Origin of the sequence: Actinoplanes sp. NPDC049668 (genome assembly GCF_044465445.1) — a bacterium.
Classification (GTDB): Bacteria; Actinomycetota; Actinomycetes; order Mycobacteriales; family Micromonosporaceae; genus Actinoplanes.
In genome coordinates this window covers 407525-433966 of record NZ_JBITLR010000002.1, presented here as the reverse complement: position 1 = coordinate 433966, position 26442 = coordinate 407525, and the positions used below count along the sequence as shown (strand labels likewise).

Genomic DNA, 26442 nt, shown 5'->3' with positions numbered 1-26442 from the left:
CCGCATCGTCGCACACCCCGCTGGGCGCGCTGCCCGAACGCATGCGCGTCCATGGTGGAAAGTGTCGGACCATCGAGGTTCTTCGCTCGAAACCTTGACGTGATCTGAGCAGTCTTGTTGGACTGTGTTCGCTCCCGGGTGGTCTCCCGCAGGCGCTCCAGGCGATTCTCGTCCAAGCTGGAGCGCCGGTCGATGCTGCCCGCGTTCTTTCCCACCGAGAGGACTTTCGCGCATGACCGCACCTTGGATGTTCCGGCGGCGGGCCGTCGCGGTGGCCGCCGTCACGGCTCTCACCGTCGGCACGGCGGGCGCCGCCGGTGCCGCGCCGTCACCCGCACCGACCCCCGCCGCCGCGCCGGCGCTGGTCTCCGCGGCGGCGCCGGCCGCCGCGCCGGCCTGGCGCAAGGGCATCGCGCCCGTCGCGACGCCCTGGACCGACCGGGTCGGCCCCGGCAACGCGCTGCCCGAGTATCCCCGGCCCCAACTGGTCCGCGGCCGCTGGCAGAACCTCAACGGGGTGTGGGAGTTCGCCAGGGCCGCCGTCGGCGAGGCGCCGCCGGTCGGCCGGGAGCTCGGCGAGCGGGTGCTGGTGCCGTACCCGATCGAGTCCGCGCTCTCCGGCATCCAGCGCCGCGAGGACCGGATGTTCTACCGCCGCGCCTTCACCGTGCCGGCCGGCTGGCAGGTCGGCCGGGGCCAGCGGCTGCTGCTGCACTTCGGCGCGGTCGACTACGACGCGAAGGTGTGGGTCAACGGCACCCAGGTCGCCACCCACCGGGGCGGCTACGACGGCTTCGACATCGATGTCACGGACGCGCTGACCCCCGCGGGCCCGCAGGAGCTGATCGTCTGGGCCGAGGACCTCACCGACGCCACCGGCCAGCCCATCGGCAAGCAGCGCCGGACCTCCGACCGCGGCATCTTCTACCAGGGCAGCTCCGGCATCTGGCGCACGGTCTGGATGGAGCCGGTCGCGGAGTCCAGCGTCTCGTCGCTGGTGACCACCCCGGACCTGGCGGCCGCCGCCCTCAGACTCAAGGTGAACGCGGCGGGCGGCGACGGCCTCACGGTCAGCGCCGTCGCGCGCGCGAACGGCCGGGTGGCCGGCCGGGTCACCGGCGCCGCGAACGCGGACCTGCGGCTGCCGGTGCCGAACGCGAAGCTCTGGTCGCCGGACTCGCCGTTCCTGTACGACCTCGAGGTCACGCTGCTGCGCGCCGGCAAGGCCGTCGACACCGTGCGGTCGTACTTCGGCATGCGGGAGATCGGCACGAAGAAGGGCGCCGACGGCAAGCTGCGCATCGCGCTCAACGGCAAGATCCTGTTCAACATGGCCACCCTGGACCAGGGCTTCTGGCCCGACGGCCTGAACACCGCGCCGACCGACGCGGCGCTGAAGTTCGACCTGCGCCAGCACAAGGAGATGGGCTTCAACGCGGTCCGCAAGCACATCAAGGTCGAGCCCGACCGCTGGTACTACTGGGCCGACCGGCTTGGCCTGCTGGTCTGGCAGGACATGCCGGCCGCCAACACCGGGCCGATCCCCGAGCCGTGGCGCGGCCAGTTCGAGGCGGAGCTGCACGAGATGGTCCGCGAGCACCAGAGCTGGACCTCGATCGTGGCCTGGGTGCCCTTCAACGAGGGCTGGGGCGAGTGGGACCGCGCCGCGACCGGCCGCATCGCCGACGCGGTGAAGGCGCAGGACCCGACCCGGCTGGTCAACGCGCACAGCGGGGTGAACTGCTGCAACTCCCACGGCGACTCCGGCCGGGGCGATGTGATCGACTTCCACCAGTACCTCGGCCCGGCCTCGCCGGCGCCGGAGGAGAACCGGGTGTCGATCGACGGCGAGCACGGCGGCTTCGGCCTGAAGACGTCCAACCACATGTGGTTCGGCGACGGCCAGGCGTACGAGATGGAGCCGGACTCGGCGACCCTGACCCGCAAGTACGTGGAGAACCAGAAGGCCGTCATCACCTCGGCCCGCTCGTGCGGCATCAGCGCGGCCATCTACACCCAGATCACCGACGTCGAGGGCGAGCTCAACGGCTTCTGGACCTACGACCGGCAGGTGGCCAAGATGGACCTCGATCAGGTCCGCGCGGTCAACCGGGAGATCATCGCGAAGGCCGACGGCACCGCGGACAACCTGCCGCAGCCGCCGCCGGGCACGCCGGGGCTCGCCGGCGTCGCGTTCTACCCGCTGGACGGCACGGCCGAGGACGCCGCGGGCGACCACGACGCCATCGCGGTCGGCGGCCCGGCGTACGTGGCCGGCAAGTCGGGCCAGGGCCTCGACCTCAACGGCTCGACCCAGTTCCTCGACGCCGGCGCGCCGGTGCTGGACACGGCCTCGGACTACACCGCCTCCGCCTGGGTGAAGCTGGACAAGGTCGACGGCGCGTTCCAGACGGCGGTGAGTCAGGACGGCCCGTCCAACAGCGACTTCTTCCTCCAGTACTCCGGCGCCGACCAGCGCTTCGCGATGAGCTTCGCCGGCGTGCGGGCGCTGGGCCCGGCGCGGCCGGAGGTCGGCCGCTGGTACCACCTGACCGGGGTGCGCGACAGTGTGCGGGGCGAGCTGCGGCTCTACGTCGACGGCGAGCCCGCCGGCCGGGCCGGCGCCTGCATGCCGCAGGCGGCGGCGACCGGCAACACGGTGATCGGCCGCGGCCGGTACGGCGGCAACCCGGTCGACTACCTCGACGGCACGATCGACCAGGTGCACCTCTACGACCGGGCGCTGTCCGCCACCGAGATCAAGGAGCTCTACGAGTCGGGCCGGTAGCGGTCGAGGCGGGTCCCGTGCGAACGGGGCCCGCCGCGCCCTGTGTTGCGGCGGCCATCAGGCGGGTTGACGATGATGAACGTCGATCAATTCGCCGAGGTCCGGGAGGCGCCGCAATGCTGTCCGCACTCGACCGCGAGCACTCCGTCGCCCCGCCCGGCTTCAGCCGCTGGCTGATCCCCCCGGCCGCGCTCTCCGTTCACCTCTGCATCGGCCAGGTGTACGCGACCAGCGTCTACAAGAACTCGCTGATCGCGCACTTCGACGTCGGCCAGACCGCCATCGGCGTCATCTTCAGCATCGCGATCGTCATGCTCGGCCTGTCGGCGGCGCTCGGCGGCACCTGGGTCGAGGCGAACGGGCCGCGCAAGGCCATGTTCGTCTCGGCGTGCTTCTGGGCCTCGGGCTTCGTGGTCAGCGCCCTGGGCATCGCCACCGGGCAGCTGTGGCTGGTCTATCTCGGCTACGGCGTCCTCGGCGGCATCGGCCTCGGCATCGGCTACATCTCGCCGGTCTCCACGCTGATCAAATGGTTCCCGGACCGGCCCGGCCTCGCCACCGGCCTGGCCATCATGGGCTTCGGCGGCGGCGCGCTGATCGCCAGCCCGCTGTCGCGGCAACTGCTGTCCTACTACGACCCGGGCTACGACCCGAGCGTCGCCACCTCGGTGGCCTCCGGCGGCGCGCTCGTCGCGCTGTTCCTGACCCTGGGCGCCGGCTACTTCGTGATCATGATGTTCGGCGTGTTCACCGTGCGCGTGCCACCCGAGGGCTGGGCGCCCGAGGGCTTCGACCCGGCGTCGGTCGAGGCCCGGCCGCTGGTCACCACGGCGAGCGTCTCGGCGGGCGGCGCGATCCGGACCAGGTCGTTCTGGCTGCTCTGGATCGTGCTCTTCTGCAACGTGACCGCGGGCATCGGGATCCTGGAACAGGCCAGCCCGATGATCCAGGACTTCTTCCGGGACGACGCCGGGGTGTCCACGGTCGCGGTCTCCGCCGCGGCCGGCTTCGTCGGGGTGCTGTCGCTGTTCAACATGGCCGGCCGGTTCGCCTGGTCGTCCACGTCCGACGTGATCGGGCGCAAGCCCATGTACGTGATCTATCTCGGCGGCGGCATGATCCTGTACGCCCTGCTCGCGTCGGTCGGTCACTCCGCAGTCTGGCTGTTCGTCCTGCTCGCCGGCCTGATCCTGTCGTTCTACGGCGGCGGCTTCGCGACCGTGCCGGCCTATCTGCGTGACCTGTTCGGCACGTTCCAGGTCGGCGCGATACACGGCCGGCTGCTGACCGCCTGGTCGGCCGCGGGCGTGGCCGGCCCGCTGATCATCAACGGCTTCCTGGACGCGCAGGGCAAGCCGGGCACGCTGACCGCGTCCGCGTACCGGCCGGCGCTGTTCACCATGGTCGGCCTGCTCGCGGTCGGCCTGGTCGCCAACCTGCTCGTGCGCCCGGTGCCGGAGAGCTTCCACGAGACGCCCGCCGAGGAGAAGGAGACCGTGGCATGAGGACCTCGACGGTGCGGCTGGTGCTGTCCTGGGCGCTGGTCGCCGTGCTGCTCGGCTACGGCGTGATCCAGACGGTGATCACCGCGGCGAAACTCTTCCAATAGGGAGCGTGCCAGAAGTGCGGTGCGAAAAGTTTCGATGGAGTTACGTATTGATGTCATGGGAGCGCTCCCATAGGCTGACCTGACGCGGGAGGTCAGCGACACCGATCGATCCCCCCGCGCGGAAGTTCGTTCCCCTCGGTCGCGCCTTCCCCGGGTGCTGCCATGTCTTCCAGGAGCGCTTGCGCATGAGTCCACGTCCCCACACCGTGACGCGCGGCCTGACGGCCGCCGCCGCGATCACCCTCCTCACCGGCGCCGGCATCGCCGTCGCGGCGCAACAGGCCAGTGCCGCCGCGGGTTGTCGCGTCACATACTCGGTCAACCAGTGGAGCACCGGGTTCACCGGCAACGTCTCCGTGACCAACCTCGGTGACCCGATCACCAACGGTTGGCGACTGACCTGGAGCTTCGCCGGCAACCAGCGGGTCACCCAGGGCTGGAGCGCCACCATCACCCAGTCCGGCCAGGTGGTGACCGCGGTCAACCCGTCCTGGGCGGCCAGCCTGGCCACCAACGCCACGGCGAACTTCGGCTTCAACGCCGACTACTCCGGCACGAACGCGGCGCCGGCGTCGTTCTCGCTCAACGGCACGGTCTGCACCGGCACCGCGCCGACGACCCCGCCCACCACGCCGCCGACGACCCCGCCGACCACGCCGCCGACGACCCCGCCGACGACGCCGCCCACCACGCCGCCGACCTCGCAGCCGCCCGGCAACAAGGCCGACAACCCGTACGCGGGTGCCCGGGGTTATGTGAACCCGGAGTGGAAGGCCAAGGCCGACGCGGAGCCCGGCGGTAGCCGGGTATCGAGCAACCCGACCGCCGTCTGGCTGGACCGGATCGCCGCCATCGAGGGCACGACGGGCAGCAGCTCCAACGGCTCGATGGGCGTGGAGGACCACCTGGACGCCGCGCTCGCGCAGGGCGCCGGCTACATCCAGTTCGTCATCTACAACCTGCCCGGCCGCGACTGCTCGGCGCTGGCCTCCAACGGCGAGCTGGGCGTGAACGACCTGCCCCGCTACAAGGCCGAGTACATCGACCCGATCGCCGCGATCCAGAGCCGCGCGAAGTACGCCGGCCTGCGGATCATCAACATCATCGAGATCGACTCGCTGCCGAACCTGATCACCAACACCAACGTCGCGACCTGCGCCACGATGAAGTCGAACGGCGGCTACGTGCAGGGCGTCGGCTACGCGCTGAACAAGCTCGGCGCGATCGGCAACGTCTACAACTACATCGACGCCGCGCACCACGGCTGGATCGGCTGGGACACCAACTTCGGCCCGACCGCCGACATCATGCTGCAGGCCGCCCAGGCGTCCGGCAGCGTGCGCAACGTGCACGGCTTCATCACCAACACGGCGAACTACTCGGCGCTGACCGAGCCGTACTTCACCATCAACACCTCGGTGAACGGCACCTCGGTGCGACAGTCCAAGTGGGTCGACTGGAACCAGTACGTCGACGAGCTGTCGTTCGCGCAGGGGTTCCGGACCAAGCTGGTCTCGGTCGGCTTCGACTCCGGCATCGGCATGCTGATCGACACCTCGCGCAACGGCTGGGGCGGCGCCAACCGGCCCACCGCGGCCAGCACCTCCACGGCTGTCGACACCTTCGTCAACCAGTCGCGCATCGACCGGCGGATCCACGCCGGCAACTGGTGCAACCAGGACGGCGCCGGCCTCGGCGAGCGTCCCCGGTCCGCACCGGCCTCGGGCATCGACGCCTACGTCTGGGTCAAGCCCCCGGGCGAGTCGGACGGCTCCAGCACCCTCATCCCGAACAACGAGGGCAAGGGCTTCGACCGGATGTGTGACCCGACCTACACCGGCAACGAGCGCAACGGCAACAGCCCGACCGGCTCGCTGTCCGGCGCCCCGATCTCGGGAGCCTGGTTCTCGGCGCAGTTCCGCCAGCTGATGGCGAACGCGTACCCGCCCCTTTCCTGATCCACTCCCGACGCGGGCGGCCCGGTTCTCCCACGACCGGGCCGCCCGCCCTTTTCTGACTAAAGTCTGCCGATGACGACAGACAGATGGGCGAGCTGGCTGCTCGGCCGCCGGGACGGCGGCTCGGCGGACCTGGGCGAGCGGTTCGCCGCCGAGCTGACCGCGTTCCGGGACGGCGTGCTGCGCCGCGCCGCGATCGCCGAGGGCGACGTGGTCCTCGACGTCGGCACGGGCACCGGCCTGATCGGCCTCGGCGCCCTCGACCTGGTCGGCCCGTCCGGGCGGGTGGTGTTCAGCGACGTCTCGGCCGCGCTGCTCGACGAGTGCCGCCGGCTCGCCGACCCGGACCGCAGCAGCTTCGTCGAGGCGGCGGCGGACGACCTGGCCCCGATCGCTGACGCGTCGGTCGACGTCGTGACGACCCGGTCGGTGCTGATCTACGTGGCCCGCAAGCGCGAGGCCTTCGCCGAGCTGTTCCGGGTGCTCCGCCCCGGCGGCCGGTTGTCCATCTTCGAGCCGATCAACAGCTTTCCCGTACGGGTGGGAGCCGACGGACTCTTCGGCCTGGACCTGACCCCCGTGGCCGACCTCGTCGCCCGGGTGCGTGCGCAGTTCACCACGGGTGTGCCGGACGGCCGCCCGATGACCGACTTCGACGAGCGCGACCTGCTCCGCTGGGCCGGGGAGGCGGGCTTCACCGGGGTGTCGCTCGACTACCGGGCGGAGGTCGGCGTGCCGGGGCCGCCCGTCACGGACTGGGCGGCGCTCCAGCGCACGGCACCGAACCCGCTGGCGCCGACGTACGGCGAGGCGATCTCGGCGGCGCTGACCCCCGCCGAGCGCGCGCGGCTGGACGCACACGTGGAGCGGCTGGTCGGCACGCCGACCCGGCACACGATGGCGACGGCTTACCTCAGCGCGACCCGCATCTGAACCACATCCGTCCCGCAACCGCCCGCACCCCGGTCGGGCATGATCACCTGGTCATGATGGTGGTGCCCGCCCACGATGAAGGAGCCTCATGACGGTCCGGCAGGGTCTGGCCTTCGCCGGGCGATACGAGGCGGCGCTCTGGATCGCCCGCCGGCCGTACCCGGTCGAGCCCGGCACCGCCGCCTTCGGCGTCGGCAGCCAGACCAGCATCGACGTCGTGCTGAGCCGGCCGCTGACCGTCGCGCACAAGAAGACCGGCGGTCGGCCGGTGACGCAGATCCGGTTCCACGCCGACGACCCCGAGGCCCTCGTCGCCGCGGCCCAGCAGCGCCTCACACCCTCCCTGGCCTAGCGCCACCGATCACCGCCACGTTCGGTAGGCTGCCGCCACACTGAGCAATCGGGGGTGGGTCATCGAGCAGGTCGAGGTCCGGCGTGCCGAGCCGTCCGCGGCCGGCAGGCGGCTCACCGTCGCCGCGGGCAGCGTGGTCGGCAACCGCTATCCGGCCAACTTCGACGTGCTGCACATCGATCCGGTCTGGCCCCTGGTGGTCGTGGCGGACGGGATGGGCGACGGTCCCGGCAGCGCGATCGCCGGGCGTACGGCGGTCGACGTCTTCGCGGCCGCGGCGACGGCCGCGCCGACGCCCCGGGCCCTGCGGGCCGCCGTCGCCGAGGTGCAGCTCCGGGTCCGGGCGGCCGGCGCCGCGCTGGGTGAGCTCACCGGCTGCACGCTGACCGCGTTCGTCGGCGCCGTCGACGATCCGGACGCCTGGATCGTGCAGCTCGGCGACTCGCGCGCCTACCGCCTGCGCGACGGCCTGCTCGAACTGCTCACCACCGACCACACGGTCGCCTGGCTCGGCGCCGTGTACGGCTGGTGGCCGGCCGACTCGCCCGAGGCGCACGCGGCGCGCTACCGGCTGACCCGCTACGCCGGGCATCCGGACTCGCCCGAGCCGGACGTGCTCAGCGTGGCGCTGCGCACCGGCGACGTGTTCCTGCTCTGCACCGACGGCCTCGCGGAGCAGGTCGGCTACGAACGGCTCACCGAGGTGCTGCAGGGCACCCCCGACCCGGGCGCGGCGGCGACGACGCTGCTCGAGGACTCCCTGCGGGCCGGCGGCGACGACAATGCGACGGCCGCGGTTATCCGGGTCGGACGGGAGTGATCGATGGGTGAGATCCGCCTGCGGCCGGTGCGCGACGACGATCTCGACGCGCTCTACGACCAGATGCGCGATCCCGAGGCCGTCATGATGGCCGCCTTCACCGCCGAGGATCCCGACGACCGGGCGGCGTTCGACGCGCACTTCGTGCGGCTGCGCACCGCGCCGGACATCCTGCTGCGGGCGATCACGGTCGACGGCGAGCTCGCCGGGACGGTCGCGAGCTTCGTCGTCGGCGGCGACACCGAGATCACGTACTGGCTGGACCGGGCCTGGTGGGGCCGCGGCGTCGCCACCCGCGCCGTCGAGCTGCTGCTCGACCTCGTGCCGGTGCGGCCGATCATCGCGCGCGCGGCGAGCGACAACGCCGGTTCCCTCGCCGTGCTCCGCAAGACCGGTTTCCGGCCGGAGGGCATCGAGGTCGCCTACTCGACGGCCCGCGGCAAGGAGATCGAGGAGACGGTGCTGCGCCTCGACGGGCCGTGAGCTCGCCCGGGTGACCGGGAGATGCCGGTGACCCACCGAATCGGCGGGTCACCGGCATCCGGCCCCTCGGGAAAGTCAGCCCTTCTTGAAGAAGCGGTACACGGCCCGGTACGGCACCGACGTGGTCGCGCCCGCGGCGCACGCGGTCGCCGGGGCGACACCGCCGACCGTCGACAGCCGCTGGATGTAGGTGACGTCGCCGAAGACGCCGGGTCCCCGGGTCCGGGCGCCCGTGACCAGCAGCTGCGGGATGCTGTTGGGGGTGTCCGACGGCGCCGCCTTCGGCGCGGTGCCCTCGATCAGCGAGCCGTCCTCGTCGGACTCCCAGCTCGGGCCGCGGAAGTGAAGCGCCGAGACCGGCCGCACCGGGCTCAGCGTGATGCCGGTCAGCGTGGCGGCGGGTTCGATCAGGGTCCACTTGGCGTCGGTGCAGCCGTAGACCTGGACGCCCTTGGCCCGGAAGACGGAGGTCAAGGTGTTGCCGGCGGGCGGGACGAGCTCGGGCGGGACGCTGCTCGGGCCGCCGAGGAAGCGGTCGGCGGTGACGGGTGCGGGCAGGTCATCGGCGAACGAGACGCCGGAGGAGGTGCCGACGAGCGCCAGTACGGCCACGCCGACGCCGGCCGAGATACGGACAGATCTGATCACCAGAGATCCTTCGCGGTAGGGCTGGCGTTACGCCCGACCAACCCTAGGGCTACTGTCCGCGACGGAGTCTTAACTGCGTCCTAAGTCTTCCACAGGTTTTTGTGGAGGAAGATCGATAGCGGTCGACGGGCCGCCCCGCGCGACGGGGCGGCCCACCGGTCAGCCGGCCGGGTAGAAGCCGGTCGGCGCCGGGCCCGGCTTCTGGTCGCGGCCGCGCATCCGCAGGCGCAGCAGCAGGCCGACGCCGACGAAGACCAGGACGCCGCCGACGATCAGGCCCGGGCCGAGCAGGCTCGGCGTGGCGGCGTTGCCGGCCGTCGGCACGGACGCCAGGTCGTCGTCGGACTCGGCCGGCCGCGGCGCCGGCTCGTCGCCGGCCGGCTCCTCGGCCTCCTCGGTCTCGCTCGGCGACGGCTCCGGCGACGCCGTCGGCTCCGCCTCGCCCTGCTCGCCCTCGATCCGGCTCCGGGCCGTCGTCTCCTGCAGCAGCGTCTGCCGGGCGTTGAAGGCCTGTGCCTGGAAGATGACCTCGCCGGCGTCGGCGTCGTCGTCGAACGCGATCTCGTACCGCGCCGTCACCGTGCGGCCGCGGCAGAGCTGGCCCGGATCGAGCCGCACGTCGGTGATCCGGGTGCTGTCGGCGCCGCCGTTCTGCACCTGCACCGGGAAGTCGCGGCCGTCCTCGACCCGGGCGACCCGGATCTCGTCCAGCTCCGGGCCGTCGACCTGCAGGATCAGCGACCAGCGGACCTTCTGGCAGCGGCGCACCTCGGACGAGGCGACCACGGTGACCGTACGTGCCTGTTTCCCGGCGGTGAAGGTGGCGGGCACCTCGGTGATGGCCACCGCGAAGCCGGGCTCGACCGCGACGGCGCGGCCCGGTAGGGCCGGGGTCGCGACGACCACGGCCAGAACGGCGGACAGCAGAGCAGTGCGATGCCGCACAGCAATCATCTCCTTACGCAGAGGCGTCAAAAACGCACGCACGTAAGGTAGTTCGGCGCCGCCGCCCGAAAGGTTCACCCGGGCCCGGGGGATCACCCGGGATAACACTTATTTTTGTCTTAGCAGCTGGTTACCGACAGGTATCTTCCCTGGCCAGTGCCTTTATCATCGGTTGCGGCCGCGCGCCGCTCCAAGATTCGCCGGAAAGTTCTTCCGGATTGTTCATCCGAACCCGGGCCGCGCACGTAGATGGGGGAGGGCAGGAGACCGGCGACAACGCACCGTAAGGAAAGGTAGATGGCCGGTAGATCAGCCCGACAGTAACGAGCGCGGGGCATCCCCCACGGATGCCGGCGTCCCGACCGCCCAGGACGGACGCCACACCGCTGCGGAGAACGAGGAGTTATGGCCCGGACGAAGACGAACCAGCGTGTGGATGTCCCCATCGATGCCACCGGCGGCCGGACACCGCCATCGAAGATCGCCTACGCGGTGCTCGGCGTCTCCATCATCGCGGCAATCTGGGCCGCTGCGATGCTGACGTCCGCGGGCAAGACGGGCTACGTCTACTTCTTCTCGTACTGCCTGTACTACATGGGCGTGGTCTGCCTCGTGTCGCTCTCGATCACGATCATGCTGGGACTGGTCGCCACCGACCGGCTGGTCCTCTCGATCCGGCAGCGGGTGCTGCTGCAGTCCGCGCACCGCACCACCGGCATCATCGCGGTCAGCGCCCTCTTCGTGCACGTCTGGACGAAGGTCGCCATGAACCTCGTCGGCGTGGTGGACGTGTTCATCCCGTTCCTGCTGCCGTACAACGGGTTCTTCATCGGTCTGGGCAGCGTCTCCGCGTACGTGATGGTGCTGGTCATGTGGACCGGTCTGGCCCGGGCGCGGTTCATCGGCAAGGGCAAGCCGTGGATGTGGCGCGGCATCCACGCCATCTCGTACCTGATGTGGCCGCTCGCCCTCCTGCACGGCCTCAACGCCGGCCGCCCGGCCGCCACCTGGGTCATCGTCAGCTACGTCGTCTGCGTGCTGGGCGTGCTCGTCGGCCTCGCCGTGCGGCTCTCGGTCAGCCTCAACCGGCGCAAGGACTTCGCGTCGCAGGCCGGCACCGGCGCCGGCAAGATCCAGCCGGTCGGCAAGCTCGTGCCGACCACCGCCCCGAGCAAGGGCCGGGGCAAGAGCCGCCGCGACGACGCGGTCGCCCCCGCGGCGGTCGAGCCCTGGACGCCGGCCGCCCCGGTGCCCAGCGAGCCGGTCGCGGCTCCGGCCGGCCCCCCGCCGCAGTCCGAGCGCCGTCCGCGCCGCGGCGTCGACGACGACGAGCGGGCCCGGCGCCGCCGCGACTACGTCGACGCGCCGACCCAGCGGTGGGAGTTCGAGGAGGACGACATGCCGGCGCAGCGCTCGCGCCGCTACGCCGAGGACGAGGCGCCGGCGCCCCGCCAGCGGCGGGCGCCCGAGCCCGAGCGCTTCGACGAGCCCACCCGGGCGATCTCGCGGCGCGCCGCCGGGGACGTCCCGCGCGCGTACGCCGAGGACGACGACGTGCCCGCGCCGCGCGGACGCCGCCGGGCCGAGGACGACTACGCCGAGGAGCGTCCGCCGGCCCGGTCCCGGCGCTACGCCGGCACCGAGTTCGAGCAGGAGCCGGCGCCGGAGCCGCGCGGCCGGCGCTACGCCGACGAGGACGAGGTGCCCGCGCCGCGCGGCCGCCGTTTCGCCGACGCCGAGGACGCCCCGGCCCCGCGGCAGCGCCGCTACCCGGACGACGAGCGGTACGAGGAGGCGCCGCGGCGCCGCTCGGATCGCTACGTGGACGACGAGCCGCCGAGGCCGTCCCGCGCGTCGCGTTACGCCGACGATGCGGAGACTGCGCCCCGGGCCCGGCGCGACCGGGGCGCTCAAATCGACAGCGCCGACCCGGAGTACGACGAGGCGCCGGCCCTGGTAGACATGGCGTCCCGGCGGGCACGCAGGGCGACACAGCAGGAACCCGCCCGTACGGCGAGCCGGGGGGCTCGCCGAGGCGGCAAGGGCGGGGACGAATCGGCTGACGATCAATACTTCCGTCAGCTGCGAGGGGAAGCACAGTGAGTGAGCGCAGCAGGGCACCGCACGGCACCGGCGGGGCGTCGTCGTGAGTGAGGGCAGGGTTCCGCCCGTCACGAGCGTGGGCACGCCACGGATCACCGCCGGGTTCGACGAGTACGGCCGGCTCGACCTGGTCGCGCACCAGGAGGTGCACGGCGGCTTCGCGGCGCTCTCCAGCGGTGAGCTGATCGGCCTCGCCGACCGCATCGAGCTGCGCGGGCGCGGCGGCGCCGGCTTCCCGTTCGCCCGCAAGGTCCGCGCCGTGCTCGACTCCTGCCAGCGCCAGGACCTGCCGCCGGTGATCGTGGTCAACGCCACCGAGGGCGAGCCGCCGTCCTGGAAGGACAAGGCGGTCCTGACCCGCGGCCCGCACCTGATCCTCGACGGCGCGGCCCTCGCGGCCGCCGCGCTCGACGCCGAGGAGATCGTGATCGGCGTCGCCGACGACGGCATCGGCCAGGAGTCCCTCGCCGCGGCGCTGGCCGAGCGGCGGATGCCGGTGCCGACCCGGATCGTCACCGTCCCGCACCGGTTCATCTCCGGCGAGGGCGGCGCGCTGGTCCGCGGCATCAACGGCGAGGCGCACATCCCGCCCGGCCGCAAGGTCCGCTCCAGCGACAACGGGGTCGGCGGGCTGCCGACCCTGCTCTCCAACGCCGAGACCTACTCGCAGCTGGCGATCGCGGCCCGGCTCGGCCCGTGGGAGTACAACGCGGTCGGCATCCCCGAGGAGCCCGGCACGGTCATGCTGACCGTCGGCGGCTCGTCCACCGCGCCCGCCGTCGTCGAGGCGCCGACCGGCACCCCGCTGATGGACGTGCTCACCATGTGCGGCGCCGACATCGGGCCCGGCCTGCTGGTCGGCGGCTACCACGGCAAGTGGATCACCGCCGAGGCGGCCAAGACGGTGACCATCTCGCGCAAGGGCTTCGCCAAGGTCGGCGGCACGCTCGGCGCCGGGATGCTCATCCCGATCGGCTCGGCGACCTGCCCGCTCGGCGAGGTCGCCCAGGTCGTGCAGTACCTGGCCGGCGAGTCGGCGGGCCAGTGCGGCCCGTGCCGCCTCGGCCTGCCCGACCTGGCCCGCGCGGTCACCCTGGTCGCGCTCGGCGGCAGCGCGCTGGAGAACGTGCGCCAGGCCGCCGGCGTGGTCAAGGGCCGCGGCGCCTGCAGCCACCCGGACGGCACCGCGCGGTTCGCCCTCTCCGCGCTCGAGGTCTTCGCCCGCGACGTGGAGCTGCACGCCAACGGCGAGGGGTGCGGCAAGCAGGTGCGCGGCATCCTTCCGCTGCCGTACCACACCGATCAGGGCGCGCGGAAGCTCGCGGTCGACTGGTCGCGCTGCGACGGACACGGCCTCTGCTCGGCGGTCGCCCCGGAGATCATCCGGCTCGACGCGAACGGCTTCCCGGCGTTCCCGCAGACGCCGCTGCCGCCGTGGCTCGAGAACGGCGCCCGCAAGGCGGTCAACGTGTGCCCGGCACTGGCCCTGCGGCTGACGGAGGCGGTAAAGAAGTGACCGTACCCAGGATCAGGTCCCTGATCGCGGCGGCGCTGGCCGCCGGCGCGCTCGCGGGGTGCGGCTCGGCCGCTGCCCCGCCGGCCGAGCCGGCGCTGCCGGCCGCCGCGGAGGCAGCGGAGCCGCCGGCGGCCGACGCCGGTGCCACCGAGCCGCCGGAGGCGCCGGCCGTGGTGCCCGCGTCGCTGAAGTTCAAGGGCAAGACCCTGGACGGCAAGAGCTTCGACGCCGCGACGATGGCCGGCAAGCCGACCATCCTGTGGTTCTGGGCGCCGTGGTGCGCGACCTGCGCGAGCGAGGCCCAGTCGATCGCCGACCTGCAGGACGAGTACGCCGGGCGGCTCAACATCCTGGGCATCGCCGGCATGGGCGGCAACAAGGACATGCACGAGTTCGTCTCCGACCTCGAGGTCGGCGAGGTGCCGCACCTCGACGACGGGCCGGGCAAGCTCTGGAAGAAGTTCGGCATCACCGAGCAGAGCACCTACGTGATCCTGGACCGGGCCGGCAAGGTCGTGGTCCGCAGCTACCTCGACGACCTGCAGCTCACCACCAAGGTCAAGTCGCTGGTGGCGTGAGCGGTGCGGGCCACGCTGCTGCTCGCGCTGACCGCGGGGATGCTCGGCGCCGTCAACCCGTGCGGGTTCGCGCTGCTGCCCGCGTACCTGTCGGTGCTGGTCGCCGGTGACCAGAGCGACGGTTCCCGGCCGGGCCTCGCGGCCGTCGGCCGCGCGCTGCGCTGCACCGCCGCGCTGACCGTCGGGTACGTCGCGGTGTTCGGCGCGTTCGGGCTGGTCCTGGCGCCGCTGACCGGGGTCCTGCTGCCGCGGCTGCCGTGGCTGACCGTGGTCTTCGGGCTGGGCCTGCTCGGGCTCGGCGGCTGGCTGCTCGCCGGCCGCTCGCTGCCGAACCCGGCGCGGGCGCTGCGGGCGCCGCGGCTCACCGGCTCGGCCGCCTCGATGGTCCTCTTCGGCATGGCGTACGCGCTCGCGTCGCTCGGCTGCGCGATCGGGCCGTTCCTGGCGATCGTCGTCTCCAGCCTGCGGGCCGGCTCGATCGGCGAGGGCGTCGCGCTGTTCGTCAGCTACGCCGCCGGGATGGGGCTGGTGATCGGCGTGACCGCGCTCGCCGTCGCGCTGGTCCGGGTCTCCGCGGTGTCCCGGCTGCGCCGGGCGTCCGCCGCCGTGCCCCGCATCGGCGGCGCGGTCCTGGTCGTCGCCGGCGCGTACGTCGCCTATTACGGCTGGTACGAGCTGCGGCTCGCCGGGGACCTGCGGCAGTCCGGGCGGGATCCGGTGGTCAACTTCGCCTCGGGCATCCAGCACCAGCTCAGCGGCGCGGTCGGCCGGGTCGGCGCGGGCTGGTTCGCGCTGTTGCTGGCGGGCCTGGTGCTGGCGGCGCTCCTGCTCTCGCGGCGCCGCCGCGCGACGGTCGGCGGCTGAGGGGTGGACACCGACTCCCGGGTGAGGCCGCTGCGCCGGGGCGATCCCGGGCGGCTGGGCGAGTACCGGGTGATCGGCTGGCTCGGCTCCGGCGGCATGGGCGTGGTCTACCTGGCCACCGACCGCGACGACGAGCTCGTGGCGATCAAGCTCGTGCACGCCAACCTGGTCGGCGACCCCCAGTTCCGGGGGCGGTTCCGCAGCGAGGTCGAGCGGGCCCGGCAGGTGCCGTCGTTCTGCACGGCCGAGGTGCTCGACGCGGACCTCGACCACAACCCGCCGTACCTGGTGGTCGAGTACGTCGACGGGCCGAGCCTCGCCGAGGTGGTCGAGGAGAGCGGCCCGCTGCGCTCGGCGGCGCTGCACTCGCTCGCGGTCGGCGTGGCCACCGCGCTCACCGGCATCCACGGCGCGGGCGTCATCCACCGCGACCTCAAGCCCGGCAACGTGCTGCTCGCGCCCGGCAGCCCCAAGGTCATCGACTTCGGCATCGCGCGGGCGTTCGAGGCGACCAGCCAGCACACCCGCACGGACCAGATGGTCGGCACGGTCGCGTACATGGCGCCCGAGCGGTTCTCCGCCGAGCCCGGCACGCCGCTGACCGCGGCCGCCGACGTGTTCGCGTGGGGCTGCGTCGTCGCGTACGCCGGTACCGGCCGGACGCCCTTCCACGGCGACTCGCCGCCGGCGACCGCCGCCCGGATCCTGACCCAGCCGCCGCACCTGGGCGGGCTGGCCGAGCCGCTGCGTGGCCTCGTCGAGCTCGCGCTCGCCAAGCATCCCGAGGACCGGCCGACGGCCCGCGAGCTACTCGACCTGCTGCTCGGCGAGCGGCCGGCCGAGCGCCGGTGGGCGCCGGCGCGCCCGGTTCCCGCGGTGTCCGCGGTACCGGCCGCCGCCCCGCCGCCCCGGGCCCGCGGCCGCCGGTCCCTGGCGGTCCTCGCCGTCCTGCTCGTCCTCGCCGGGCTGGCCACGGTCGCGCTGGTGCTCGGGGCGTATGCGCGGGCCGGCGATCCGCAGGTGGTCGACGGCGCGCGGGGCGCCGGCGCCGAGGCGACCGAGGCGCCGCGCGACCCGCCCACGACGGAACCCGCCGACCCACCCGAACCCACCCGGGGCGCCGGCCCGGTGCCGGCGAAGCCGGACGGTGGCGAGCCGATCATCCAGGACTCCCTGAGCCGGCCCGGCCTGTGGCAGGACAGCGAGGTACCCGGCCAGGACGCCGACTGCACCGTCGACGGCGCGCTGCGCGTCGCCCGGGCGGACGCCGGCGCACACCAGTGCGCCGGCCCGGAGGAGGAGATCGCCGACGACTTCGGGGTCGAGGTGACCGCCGCGCTGCAGTCCGCGGGCGCCTGCGCGGCGATCTGGTTCCACTGGGATCCGCAGGCCGGCGGTCAGGTGCTGCGGATCTGCCAGGACGAGATCTCGGTCGCCGCGGACCTGCCGGACGACAGCCGGGTGTACGGGCGGATCGCGCTCGACCGCCGGATCGAGCCGCGCCGCCCGGTCCGGATCCACCTGGTGGTCCGCGACGGCGAGGCGCAGGTGTTCCGCGGCGCGCAGTTCGCGGGCGCGGTACCGCTGCCGGCCGGCGGGCCGGACGCGGGCCAGGTACTGCTCGGGCTCAGCGCCGAGGGCGCCGGTGCCGCGCCGCCGCACGTGGTGTCCTTCTCGGACGTGGACATCCGCTCGCTCTGAGCCGCCGCACCGCCCGATGTGGACGATCATCGATCGGTGCCGGAAAGCCCGATTAAGCATTGGCTTAGGTTGCCGTTGACAGCGTGATCAGGTAGCGGCCCATACTGCGGCATGCAGGTTCCGGCACCCTTCGAATACGCGCGGGCCACCACCGTGGACGAGGCCATCGGGCTCATGGAGCGCTACGGCGACACCGCCCGGCTGGTCGCCGGCGGACACAGTCTGCTGCCCATGATGAAGCTGCGGCTGGCCAACTTCGAATACCTCATCGACATCAACGATCTGCACGGCGAGCTCGGCCACATCGTCGTCGAGGCGGACCAGGTCCGGATCGGCGCGCTGACCCGCCACCGCGAGCTGCTCGAGTCCGACGCCCTCGCAGCGGCGCTGCCGATCTTCCGGGACGCCGAGCGGGTGATCGCCGACCCGGTCGTGCGCAACCGCGGCACCCTCGGCGGCTCGCTCTGCCAGGCCGACCCCTCCGAGGACCTCTCCGCGGTCTGCACCACGCTCGGGGCGAGCTGCGTGATCCGGGGGCCGGGCGGGACCCGGACGGTGACCATGGAGGACTTCCACCGCGGCCCGTACGAGACGGCGGTCGCCGACGGGGAGATCCTCGTCGAGGTCCGGATACCGCTGCGGCCGCGCGGCTCCAGCGCGTACGCGAAGGTGGAGCGCCGGGCCGGCGACTGGGCCGTGGTCTCCGCGGGCGCGGCGGTGTGGCTCGACGAGACCGGCCTGGTCAGCGACGCCCGGGTCGGCCTCGCCGCGGTCGGGCCGAACACCACCGGCCTGCCGGCGATCTCCGCCGCCCTGCGCGGCAACTCGCCGTCCGAGCAGCTGTACGCCGAAGCCGGCGAGATCGCCGCCCGCAGCTGCGAACCGACCACCGACCAGCGCGGCAGCGCCGACTACAAGCGACACCTCGCCAAAGAGCTCACCGTCCGCACCCTGCGCCGCGCCGTGGCGCGCATCGCCGAGAGAGGCTGAGCATGCAGGTCTCGATGACCGTCAACGACGTCGAAGTCACCGAGGAGATCGAGGGACGGCTGCTGCTCGTGCACTTCCTGCGCGACGTCCTCGGCCTCACCGGTACGCACTGGGGCTGCGACACCAGCAACTGCGGCACCTGCGTGGTGTGGCTCGACGGCGAGCCCGTCAAGTCGTGCACCGTGCTCGCCGCGATGGCCGGCGGCCACGAGGTCCGCACCGTCGAGGGCCTGGCGAGGAACGGCACGCTCGACCCGGTGCAGGAGGGCTTCATCCGGTGCCACGGGCTGCAGTGCGGCTTCTGCACGCCGGGGATGCTGATGACCGCCCGCGCGCTGCTCGACCGCAACCCGGACCCGACCGAGGCCGAGATCCGCGAGGCCATCTCCGGCCAGATCTGCCGCTGCACCGGCTACGCGACGATCGTCCGCTCGGTGCGCTGGGCCTCGGTCCACGAGGCGGGCGAACGGGAGGTCACGTCATGACGACCGTTCAGGGTTCCGGGCGGCTCACGTCCTTCGAGGACAACGACCAGAAGCCCGTCGGCTACGGGCGGATGCTGCGCAAGGAGGACCCGCGCCTGGTGCGTGGCCGGGGCCGCTTCACCGACGACATCCAGCTGCCCGGCATGCTGCACCTGGCGATCCTGCGCTCGCCGTTCGCGCACGCGCGCATCGTCGGCATCGACACCAGCGCCGCCGCCGCGCTGCCCCGGGTCCGCGCCGTGGTCACCGGCGCCGACCTGGCCGCGCAGGGCCTGGCCTGGATGCCGACGCTCTCCGGCGACGTGCAGGCGGTGCTCGCCACCGACAAGGTCCGCTTCCAGGGCCAGGAGGTCGCCTTCGTCGTCGCCGAGGACCGCTACACGGCCCGGGACGCGCTCGAGCTGATCGACGTCGAGTACGACGTGCTCGAGCCGGTCATCGACGCGCGGCGCGCGCTCGCACCGGACGCGCCGGTGATCCGCGACGACCTCGACGGCAAGACCAACAACCACTGCTTCGACTGGGAGACCGGCGACAAGGACGCCACCGAGGCGGTCTTCGCGGCGGCGGACGTGGTCGTGCGGCAGGACATCGTCTATCCGCGGGTGCACCCGGCGCCGATGGAGACCTGCGGCGCGGTCGCCGACTTCGACGCGGTCGAGGGCCGGCTCAAGCTCTGGTCGACCACCCAGGCCCCGCACGCGCACCGCACCCTGTACGCGATCGTCGCCGGCCTGCCCGAGCACAAGATCCAGGTGATCTCGCCGGACCTCGGCGGCGGCTTCGGCAACAAGGTGCCGATCTACCCCGGCTACGTCTGCGCCATCGTCGCCTCGATCGTCACCGGCAAGCCGGTGAAGTGGATGGAGGACCGCTCGGAGAACCTGATCAGCACGGGCTTCGCCCGGGACTACATCATGCGCGGCGAGATCGCGGCGACCCGCGACGGCCGGATCCTCGGCATCCGCACGGACGTGCTCGCCGATCACGGCGCCTTCAACGGTACGGCCGCCCCGGTCAAGTATCCGGCCGGCTTCTTCGGCGTCTTCACCGGCAGCTACGACATCGAGGCCGCCTACTGCTCGATGACGGCGGTGTACACCAACAAGGCCCCCGGCGGGGTCGCGTACGCGTGCTCGTTCCGGATCACCGAGGCCGTGTACCTGGTCGAGCGGATCGTCGACTGCCTCGCCGCCGAGCTGGGCATGGACCCGGCCGAGCTGCGCCTGAAGAACTTCATCAGACCCGAGCAGTTCCCGTACACGACCAAGACCGGCTGGGTGTACGACTCCGGCGACTACGAGCCGACCATGCGCCTGGCGATGGACCTGGCCGGGTACGCCGACCTGCGCAAGGAGCAGGCCGAGAAGCGCGGCCGCGGCGAGCTGATGGGCATCGGCATCGCGTTCTTCACCGAGGCCGTCGGCGCCGGGCCGCGCAAGGACATGGACATCCTCGGCCTGGGCATGGCCGACGGCTGCGAGCTGCGGGTGCACCCGACCGGCAAGGCCGTGGTCCGGCTCAGCGTGCAGTCGCAGGGCCAGGGGCACGAGACGACGTTCGCGCAGATCGTCGCCGAGGAGATCGGCATCCCGCCCGCCGACATCGACGTGCTGCACGGCGACACCGACAACACGCCGTTCGGGCTCGGCACCTACGGCAGCCGGTCCACCCCGGTGTCCGGCGCGGCCGCCGCGCTCGTCGCCCGCAAGGTCCGCGACAAGGCCCGGCTGATCGCCTCGGCGATGCTCGAGGTCTCGGTCGCCGACCTGGAGTGGGAGAAGGGCAGGTTCCAGGTCAAGGGCGACCCCGGCAAGTCGGTGACGATCCAGGACATCGCGATGCGCGCGCACGGCGCCGGCGACCTGCCGGACGGGGTCGAGGGCGGCCTGGAGGCCCAGATCTGCTACAACCCGTCGAACCTGACCTATCCGCACGGCGCGTACATCTGCGTGGTCGACGTCGACCCGGGCACCGGCGAGGTGAAGGTGCGCCGGTTCATCGCCGTCGACGACTGCGGCACCCGGATCAACCCGATGATCATCGAGGGTCAGGTGCACGGCGGCCTCACCGACGGCGTCGGCATGGCGCTGATGGAGATGATCTCCTTCGACGAGGACGGCAACTGCCTCGGCGCGTCGCTGATGGACTACCTGATACCCACCGCGCTCGAGGTGCCCGACTGGGAGACCGGCTTCACCGTCACCCCGTCGCCGCACCACCCGATCGGCGCCAAGGGCGTCGGCGAGTCCGCCACCGTCGGCTCGCCGCCGGCCATCGTCAACGCCGTCGTCGACGCGCTCGCGCCGTTCGGCATCCGCCACGCCGACATGCCGCTCACCCCGTCCCGGGTCTGGGACGCGATGCGCGGCGCGCCGCAGCCCCCGATCTGATCGGGGCGGACGACATGACCGACATCGCCGAGCGCGCCCGGGCGCTGACCCAGCAGCGGCGCCCGTTCGTGCACGCCACCGTCGTCCGCGCGCAGCAGCCGACCTCGGCCCGCGCGGGCGACGCCGCCGTCGTCCTCGACGACGGCTCCATCGAGGGCTTCGTCGGCGGCCACTGCGCGGAGAACTCGGTGCGCTCCGCCGCGCTGGACACCCTGCGGGACGGCAACACCCTGCTGCTGCGGGTGCTGCCGGACGGCGGGTCGGAGTTTCCCGAGACGCCGGGTGCGCTGGTCGTGGTCAACCCGTGCCACTCCGGCGGCGCGATCGAGATCTTCCTGCGGCCGGTGCTGCCCCGGCCGGTGCTGCGGCTGGTCGGCGCGACCCCGATCGGCGAGGCGCTGGCCACCCTCGCGGACTTCCTCGACTTCGAGGTGGCGCGCGACGGCGACTGGGCGGGCGCGACCGCGGCCGTGGTGGCCGGGCTGGGCCGGGGCGAGGAGGACGCGATCCGCGCGGCCCTGGACGCCGGCGTCGGCTTCATCGCGCTGGTGGCGAGCCGCACGCGCGGCGCGGCGGTGCTCGACGCGCTCGGCCTGACCGCCGGCGAGCGCGGCCGCGTGCACACGCCGGCGGGCCTCGACATCGGCGCGCGTACCCCGCAGGAGATCGCCCTGTCCATCATGGCCGAGGTGGTCCGGGCGGTCCGGGTCGACGGCCTGGCGCCGTCGGCGCCCGCGGCCGCGCCGCCGGCGACGGCGATCGACCCGATCTGCGGGATGACCGTCCTGATCGGCCCGGACGCCGTCTCGGCGGGCGGCGACTACTTCTGCGGTACGGGGTGCCGCGACGCCTTCCTGGCGCGGGCCTGAGCCGTGTACGTGTCGGGCGTGGTCCTCGCCGCGGGCAACTCGGTGCGGCTCGGGCTGGGCGAGGCCAAGCAGCTGCTGCCGTACCGCGGCCGGACCCTGCTGGACGCGGCGCTGGACACGGCCCGGGCCTGCCCGTTCGACCAGCGGCTGGTCACGCTCGGCGGCTCGGCCGGCGCGGTGCGGGCGCGGGTCGACCTGAGCGGGTTCGGCACCGTCGACGTGCCGGCCGATGGCACCGGCTGCGGCGCCTCGGTGAGCACCGCGGTCGGCGCGCTCGATCCGCGGGCGGACGGCCTCGTGCTGCTGCTCGGCGACCAGCCGGGCGTGCGGGCGTCCTCGGTGGCCGCCCTGCTCGCCGCCGCCGGCGACGGTCCGCTCGGCAGCTGCCGGTACGACGACGGCCTCGGCCACCCGTTCTGGTTCGGCCGCGAGGTGTTCACCGCGCTGGCGGGCCTGAAGGGCGACAAGGCGGTGTGGAAGCTGCTGCACTCGGGGGAGTACCCGGCGGTCGAGGTCGCGGTGCCGGGGCCGGTGCCGATCGACGTCGACACCCGCGAGGACTACGAGCGGCTGCTGGCCGGAGACCGCCTTGTGGGCTGATCGCCCCGGCGCGTCGCCGGAGGAGGTGCGGCGCCGCCTCGACGCGGTCGACTACCTGGTCGACGACGGGCTGGCCATGGCGTTGTTCCTGGCGCTGCGGCTCGGGCGGCCGCTGCTGCTCGAGGGCGAGCCGGGCGTCGGCAAGACCGCCGCGGCCAAGGCGCTCGCCGCGGCGCTCGACACGACGCTGATCCGGCTGCAGTGCTACGAGGGCCTCGGCGTGCCCGAGGCGCTCTACGAGTGGAACCACCAGCGGCAGCTGCTGGCCATCCGGCTCGCCGAGGCGCGGGCGGAGAAGCTCGGCGAGGCCGACCTGTTCACCGCGGAGTTCCTGCTCGAGCGGCCGATCCTGCGCGCCGTGCGGCATCCGGGCCCGGTGCCGCCGGTGCTGCTGATCGACGAGATCGACCGGGCCGACGACGAGTTCGAGGCGCTGCTGTTCGAGTTCCTCGGCGAGGCCGCGATCACCGTGCCCGAGCTGGGCACCTTCACCGCGGCCCGGCCGCCGGTCGTGGTGCTGACCTCCAACCGCAGCCGCGAGCTGCACGACGCCCTGCGCCGCCGCTGCCTCTACCACTGGATCGACTACCCGTCGGCCGGGCGGGCCGCGGAGATCCTGCGCCGCACGGTGCCCGGCGCGGACGCCGCGCTGATCACCGCGGCGGCGGCGTTCATCGCGCACGTCCGCGGGCTGGAGCTGGACAAGGCGCCCGGCATGGCCGAGACCATCGACTGGGTCGCCGCGCTGTCGGCGCTCGGCGTCACCGAGCTCGTACCGGACCACGTGATCCGCACCCTCGGTGCCATCGCGAAGACCCCCGACGACCGTGATCTGATCACGGCCGCCCTTCCGGCGGCGGCACAGGAGAGGCAACCATGAAGATCACCAACGAGTTCGTGGTGAACACCCCGATCGACCGGGCCTGGGCGGTGCTGACCGACCTCGAGGGCATCGCGCCGTGCCTGCCCGGCGCCCGGCTCACCGGCGTCGAGGGCGACACCTACACCGGGCGGGTGAAGGTCAAGGTCGGCCCGGTGGTGTCGGACTTCGCGGGCACGGCCCGGTTCCTGGAGAAGGACGAGCAGGCCCGCCGCGCGGTGATCGACGCCAAGGGCCGCGACGCCCGCTCGGCCGGCAACGCCGCGGCGGTGGTGACGGCGCAGCTGCGGCCGGACGGCGACCGGACGCTGGTCAGCGTGGACACCGACCTGAAGATCTCGGGAAAGCTGGCCCAGTTCGGGAGCGGCATGATCAAGGAGGTCTCGGGGAAGCTGCTGGGCCAGTTCGTCGCGAATCTCGAGGCGAAGCTCGCCGCCGGGGAGTCCGGCCCGGCCACCGGCCCGGCCACCGGCCCGGCCACCGGCCCGGCCACCGGCCCGGCCACCGGCCCGGCGCCGGACGGCGCGGTCACGCCGCCGCTGGCCGTGCCGCCCGGCGCTCCCGTCGCTCCCGGCGCGGCGGCGCCGGTCGGCGAGGCGCCCGTCGCGGCGGCGCCGGACGGCGCTCCGGCCTCCGGCGGGGATCCGGTGCTCCCGCCGAAGTCCTCGGGTTTCGGCCCGCGGCAGGAGGACGAGGCCCTCGACCTGCTCGGGCTGGCCGGCGGGTCCGTCTACAAGCGGCTGATTCCGATCGGCGTCGGGGTCGCGGCGGTCGCCGCCGTGATCGTCTGGGTCGTTGTCCGGCGCTGACGTCTTCCTGCGCGGCGTCGACCGGGCCGCGTTCGCGGTCGGCCTCGCCGGGCGGCTGCGGCGCGCCGGCGTGCCCTGCGGCCTGACCGACGTGGACGACTTCGTCCGGGCGCTCGGCGCCTGCCCGCCGCACTCGCGCGACCGGCTCTACTGGACCGCGCGGGTCAGCCTGGTCCGGCGCCAGGCCGACCTGGCCGCGTTCGAGCGGGTGTTCGCCGGCGTCTTCGACGACGCCCCGGCCGTCGCCGAGCGCCGGGGGCCCGCGCCGCGCGGCGAGTCGTTCGTGTCGCTGCCGGCCGACCACGGCGCGCCCGACTCCGGCGGGCTGCCGTGGGCGACGCTGCCGCCGGTGGTCGCGGACGCCGACGGGCCCGCCGGCGAGCGCGGCACGCCCGACCGGCGGCCGAGCGCGCTCGCCGGGCTCGCCGACCGCCCGTTTGAGGAGCTGGACGCCGCGCAGGTGGCGCTGCTCGGCGAGCGGCTGCGCGCCGCCGCCTGGCCGACCCGGCGGACACGGCGGCAGCGCACCGGCGCGGCGGGGCGGCGGATCGCGCTGCGGCCGACGCTGACCCGAGCCCGGCGCACCGGTTGGGAGCCGGTCGCCCTGGTGCGGTCCCGCCCGGTGCGGCGCCCGCGCCGGGTGGTGCTGCTCTGCGACGTCAGCCAGTCCATGCAGGCGCAGGCCGCCGCCTACCTGCACCTGATGCGCGCCTTCGCGGCGGTGGCGGACGCGGAGGTCTTCGCGTTCGCGACGACGCTGACCCGGCTCACGGCGGTGCTGCGGCACACCTCGGCGCCGGCCGCCGTCGCCCGGGCCGGCGACCTCGTCACCGACCGGTTCGGCGGCACCCGGATCGCCACGAACCTGCGCGCGCTGCTCGCCTCGCACCACGGCAACGCCGTGCGGGGCGCGGTCGTGGTGATCGGCTCGGACGGCTGGGACAGCGATCCACCGGCGGAGCTCGCGGCGGTGCTGGCGCGCCTGCGGCGCCGGGCGTACCGGATCATCTGGATGAATCCGCGCGCCGGCGCGCCGGGGTTCGCGCCGCGGGTCGGCTCGATGGCGGCCGCGCTGCCGTTCTGCGACCGGTTGCTGCCCGCCGGCACGTTCCGCGACCTGGACCGGGTCGCGGAACAGATTGCCGACGGCGCGACGGCGCCGGTCAGCTCCAGAGGGTCACATGGATCGACGGCCGGAAGTGGCCGACGGTGACGCCCGCGCCGCGCATCATCGCCTGGATCGCCCGGGGCGTCGCCGCGAACCGGCTGAGCTCGGCCGCGGCCGACGGGCCGCCCGGCCCGGTGAGCATCAGCGAGTGCCAGACCGCGTCGAACGCCACCTGCGGCCCGGTCAGCTGCACCAGGTGTCCGCGCGTCACGTCCTGCGCCACCGTGAACGACAGGCCGGCCGCCACGCCCTTGCCGCGCTTCGCCTCCTCCAGCGCCGCCGCATGGCTCTGGAAGATCCGCTGGCGGTCCTCCGGCACGCCCAGCCGGCGCAGCAGCGCCGGCACCGCGCCCGCGCCCGTCGCCGACGGGCCCATCAGCCAGATCTGCTCCCGCAGGCGCTGCGGTACCGCCGGCAGCCCGGCCAGCGGGTGCGACGGTCCGACGACCAGCACCATCCGGTGGTTCATCACCGGCCGGCAGGTCAGCGCCGGGTCGACCACCGCCGGCTGCGGGCCGATCGCGATGTCGACGGTGCGGGTCAGCAGCAGCGTGTCGAACTGCTCGGGGTCGCGCACGCTCAGCTCGACGTCGAGATCCGCCGCCCGCTTGGCGAACAGCTCGATCAGGCCGGGCGCCGCGTGCTCGGCGAACAGGCTCGACGACGCCACCCGCAGCAGCCGGCGCCCGCGGCCGGCCGCGCTGACCTCGAGGACCGTGCGGTCCTGCAGCCCGAGCAGCTCCGCCGCGCGGCTGGCCAGGCGCAGCCCGCCCGGGGTGAAGGCCAGGCCCGCCGCGGTCCGGGAGAACAGCTGATCGCCCAGCTCCCGGCGGAGCTGGCCGATGTGCAGCGAGACCGCCGACTCGGAGACCTCAAGCTGGGCGGCGGCCTGCTTGACGGACCCGAGCCGCACGACGGCCGAGTAGGCCCGCAGCTGCGTCGGCGTCATG

Annotated in this window: 23 protein-coding genes; 20 read left to right on the top strand and 3 right to left on the bottom strand. The window is 73.5% G+C overall.

Annotated elements, in window-relative coordinates; translation table 11 throughout:
• Positions 1-232: 232 nt before the first annotated feature.
• The 7 genes from ACIBSW_RS09035 (at position 233) to ACIBSW_RS09005 (ending at position 8943) form a co-directional block, all read left to right on the top strand.
• Positions 233-2788 (top strand): LamG-like jellyroll fold domain-containing protein, encoded by a 2556-nt coding sequence (locus tag ACIBSW_RS09035; protein ID WP_404799283.1) that lies wholly within the window; start codon positions 233-235, stop codon positions 2786-2788.
• A 116-nt stretch (positions 2789-2904) separates the two neighbouring features.
• Positions 2905-4293, top strand: coding sequence for an OFA family MFS transporter (locus tag ACIBSW_RS09030; RefSeq protein ID WP_354729702.1), 1389 nt, complete (start codon positions 2905-2907; stop codon positions 4291-4293).
• A 289-nt stretch (positions 4294-4582) separates the two neighbouring features.
• A complete protein-coding gene (locus ACIBSW_RS09025) occupies positions 4583-6355 on the top strand; it encodes a glycoside hydrolase family 6 protein (RefSeq protein ID WP_354729704.1) in 1773 nt (590 codons plus the stop codon).
• A 72-nt stretch (positions 6356-6427) separates the two neighbouring features.
• Positions 6428-7288 (top strand): methyltransferase domain-containing protein, encoded by an 861-nt coding sequence (locus ACIBSW_RS09020; protein WP_354729706.1) that lies wholly within the window; start codon positions 6428-6430, stop codon positions 7286-7288.
• 88 nt (positions 7289-7376) lie between these two features.
• Positions 7377-7640 (top strand): hypothetical protein, encoded by a 264-nt coding sequence (locus ACIBSW_RS09015; protein WP_354729708.1) that lies wholly within the window; start codon positions 7377-7379, stop codon positions 7638-7640.
• A 133-nt stretch (positions 7641-7773) separates the two neighbouring features.
• Positions 7774-8460: a protein phosphatase 2C domain-containing protein gene (locus tag ACIBSW_RS09010; protein ID WP_354729710.1), complete on the top strand. Its 687-nt coding sequence runs from the start codon at positions 7774-7776 to the stop codon at positions 8458-8460.
• Between the two features lie 3 nt (positions 8461-8463).
• Entirely contained in the window at positions 8464-8943 is a 480-nt protein-coding gene (locus ACIBSW_RS09005) for a GNAT family N-acetyltransferase (protein ID WP_354729712.1), read from the top strand.
• A 75-nt stretch (positions 8944-9018) separates the two neighbouring features.
• On the opposite strand, the gene ACIBSW_RS09000 is transcribed toward ACIBSW_RS09005, so the two are convergent.
• Positions 9019-9591, bottom strand: a complete 573-nt coding sequence (locus tag ACIBSW_RS09000) for a DUF3455 domain-containing protein (protein ID WP_354729714.1) — start codon at positions 9589-9591, stop codon at positions 9019-9021.
• Positions 9592-9750: 159 nt separating this feature from the next.
• Positions 9751-10536 (bottom strand): hypothetical protein, encoded by a 786-nt coding sequence (locus ACIBSW_RS08995; protein ID WP_354729716.1) that lies wholly within the window; start codon positions 10534-10536, stop codon positions 9751-9753.
• A gap of 432 nt (positions 10537-10968) precedes the next feature.
• Here ACIBSW_RS08995 and ACIBSW_RS08990 point away from each other — a divergent pair, with 432 nt between their 5' ends.
• From ACIBSW_RS08990 to ACIBSW_RS08930, 13 genes are all read left to right on the top strand, one after another.
• Positions 10969-12639: a translation initiation factor III gene (locus ACIBSW_RS08990; RefSeq protein WP_354729718.1), complete on the top strand. Its 1671-nt coding sequence runs from the start codon at positions 10969-10971 to the stop codon at positions 12637-12639.
• A 43-nt stretch (positions 12640-12682) separates the two neighbouring features.
• Complete coding sequence (locus ACIBSW_RS08985) at positions 12683-14155, top strand: NADH-ubiquinone oxidoreductase-F iron-sulfur binding region domain-containing protein (RefSeq protein WP_354729720.1); 1473 nt, start codon at positions 12683-12685, stop codon at positions 14153-14155.
• Complete coding sequence (locus ACIBSW_RS08980; protein ID WP_404799282.1) at positions 14152-14733, top strand: TlpA family protein disulfide reductase; 582 nt, start codon at positions 14152-14154, stop codon at positions 14731-14733. The genes ACIBSW_RS08985 and ACIBSW_RS08980 overlap by 4 nt, the downstream gene beginning before the upstream one ends.
• Before the next feature lie 3 nt (positions 14734-14736).
• Positions 14737-15597: a cytochrome c biogenesis CcdA family protein gene (locus ACIBSW_RS08975; protein ID WP_354728783.1), complete on the top strand. Its 861-nt coding sequence runs from the start codon at positions 14737-14739 to the stop codon at positions 15595-15597.
• 3 nt (positions 15598-15600) lie between these two features.
• Positions 15601-17298, top strand: coding sequence for a serine/threonine-protein kinase (locus ACIBSW_RS08970; protein ID WP_354728784.1), 1698 nt, complete (start codon positions 15601-15603; stop codon positions 17296-17298).
• A 111-nt stretch (positions 17299-17409) separates the two neighbouring features.
• Positions 17410-18288 carry a xanthine dehydrogenase family protein subunit M gene (locus ACIBSW_RS08965; protein WP_354728786.1) on the top strand — a complete coding sequence of 293 codons (879 nt, stop codon included), beginning with the start codon at positions 17410-17412 and terminating at the stop codon, positions 18286-18288.
• A gap of 2 nt (positions 18289-18290) precedes the next feature.
• Positions 18291-18773: a (2Fe-2S)-binding protein gene (locus ACIBSW_RS08960; RefSeq protein ID WP_354728788.1), complete on the top strand. Its 483-nt coding sequence runs from the start codon at positions 18291-18293 to the stop codon at positions 18771-18773.
• Positions 18770-21166, top strand: a complete 2397-nt coding sequence (locus ACIBSW_RS08955) for an aerobic carbon-monoxide dehydrogenase large subunit (RefSeq protein ID WP_354728790.1) — start codon at positions 18770-18772, stop codon at positions 21164-21166. Before ACIBSW_RS08960 ends, ACIBSW_RS08955 begins: the two co-directional genes overlap by 4 nt.
• Before the next feature lie 14 nt (positions 21167-21180).
• Complete coding sequence (locus ACIBSW_RS08950; RefSeq protein WP_354728792.1) at positions 21181-22035, top strand: XdhC family protein; 855 nt, start codon at positions 21181-21183, stop codon at positions 22033-22035.
• A gap of 9 nt (positions 22036-22044) precedes the next feature.
• Entirely contained in the window at positions 22045-22635 is a 591-nt protein-coding gene (locus ACIBSW_RS08945) for a nucleotidyltransferase family protein (RefSeq protein ID WP_354728794.1), read from the top strand.
• Positions 22625-23515, top strand: a complete 891-nt coding sequence (locus ACIBSW_RS08940; RefSeq protein ID WP_354728796.1) for a MoxR family ATPase — start codon at positions 22625-22627, stop codon at positions 23513-23515. Before ACIBSW_RS08945 ends, ACIBSW_RS08940 begins: the two co-directional genes overlap by 11 nt.
• The gene (locus tag ACIBSW_RS08935; protein ID WP_354728798.1) at positions 23512-24324 is read left to right on the top strand and encodes an SRPBCC domain-containing protein; all 813 of its coding nucleotides are present in this window, start codon (positions 23512-23514) and stop codon (positions 24322-24324) included. The genes ACIBSW_RS08940 and ACIBSW_RS08935 overlap by 4 nt, the downstream gene beginning before the upstream one ends.
• Positions 24311-25537, top strand: coding sequence for a VWA domain-containing protein (locus ACIBSW_RS08930; RefSeq protein WP_354728800.1), 1227 nt, complete (start codon positions 24311-24313; stop codon positions 25535-25537). The genes ACIBSW_RS08935 and ACIBSW_RS08930 overlap by 14 nt, the downstream gene beginning before the upstream one ends.
• On the opposite strand, the gene ACIBSW_RS08925 is transcribed toward ACIBSW_RS08930, so the two are convergent.
• Positions 25488-26441: a LysR family transcriptional regulator gene (locus ACIBSW_RS08925; RefSeq protein ID WP_354728802.1), complete on the bottom strand. Its 954-nt coding sequence runs from the start codon at positions 26439-26441 to the stop codon at positions 25488-25490. The genes ACIBSW_RS08930 and ACIBSW_RS08925 overlap by 50 nt on opposite strands.
• Position 26442: the final 1 nt, after the last annotated feature.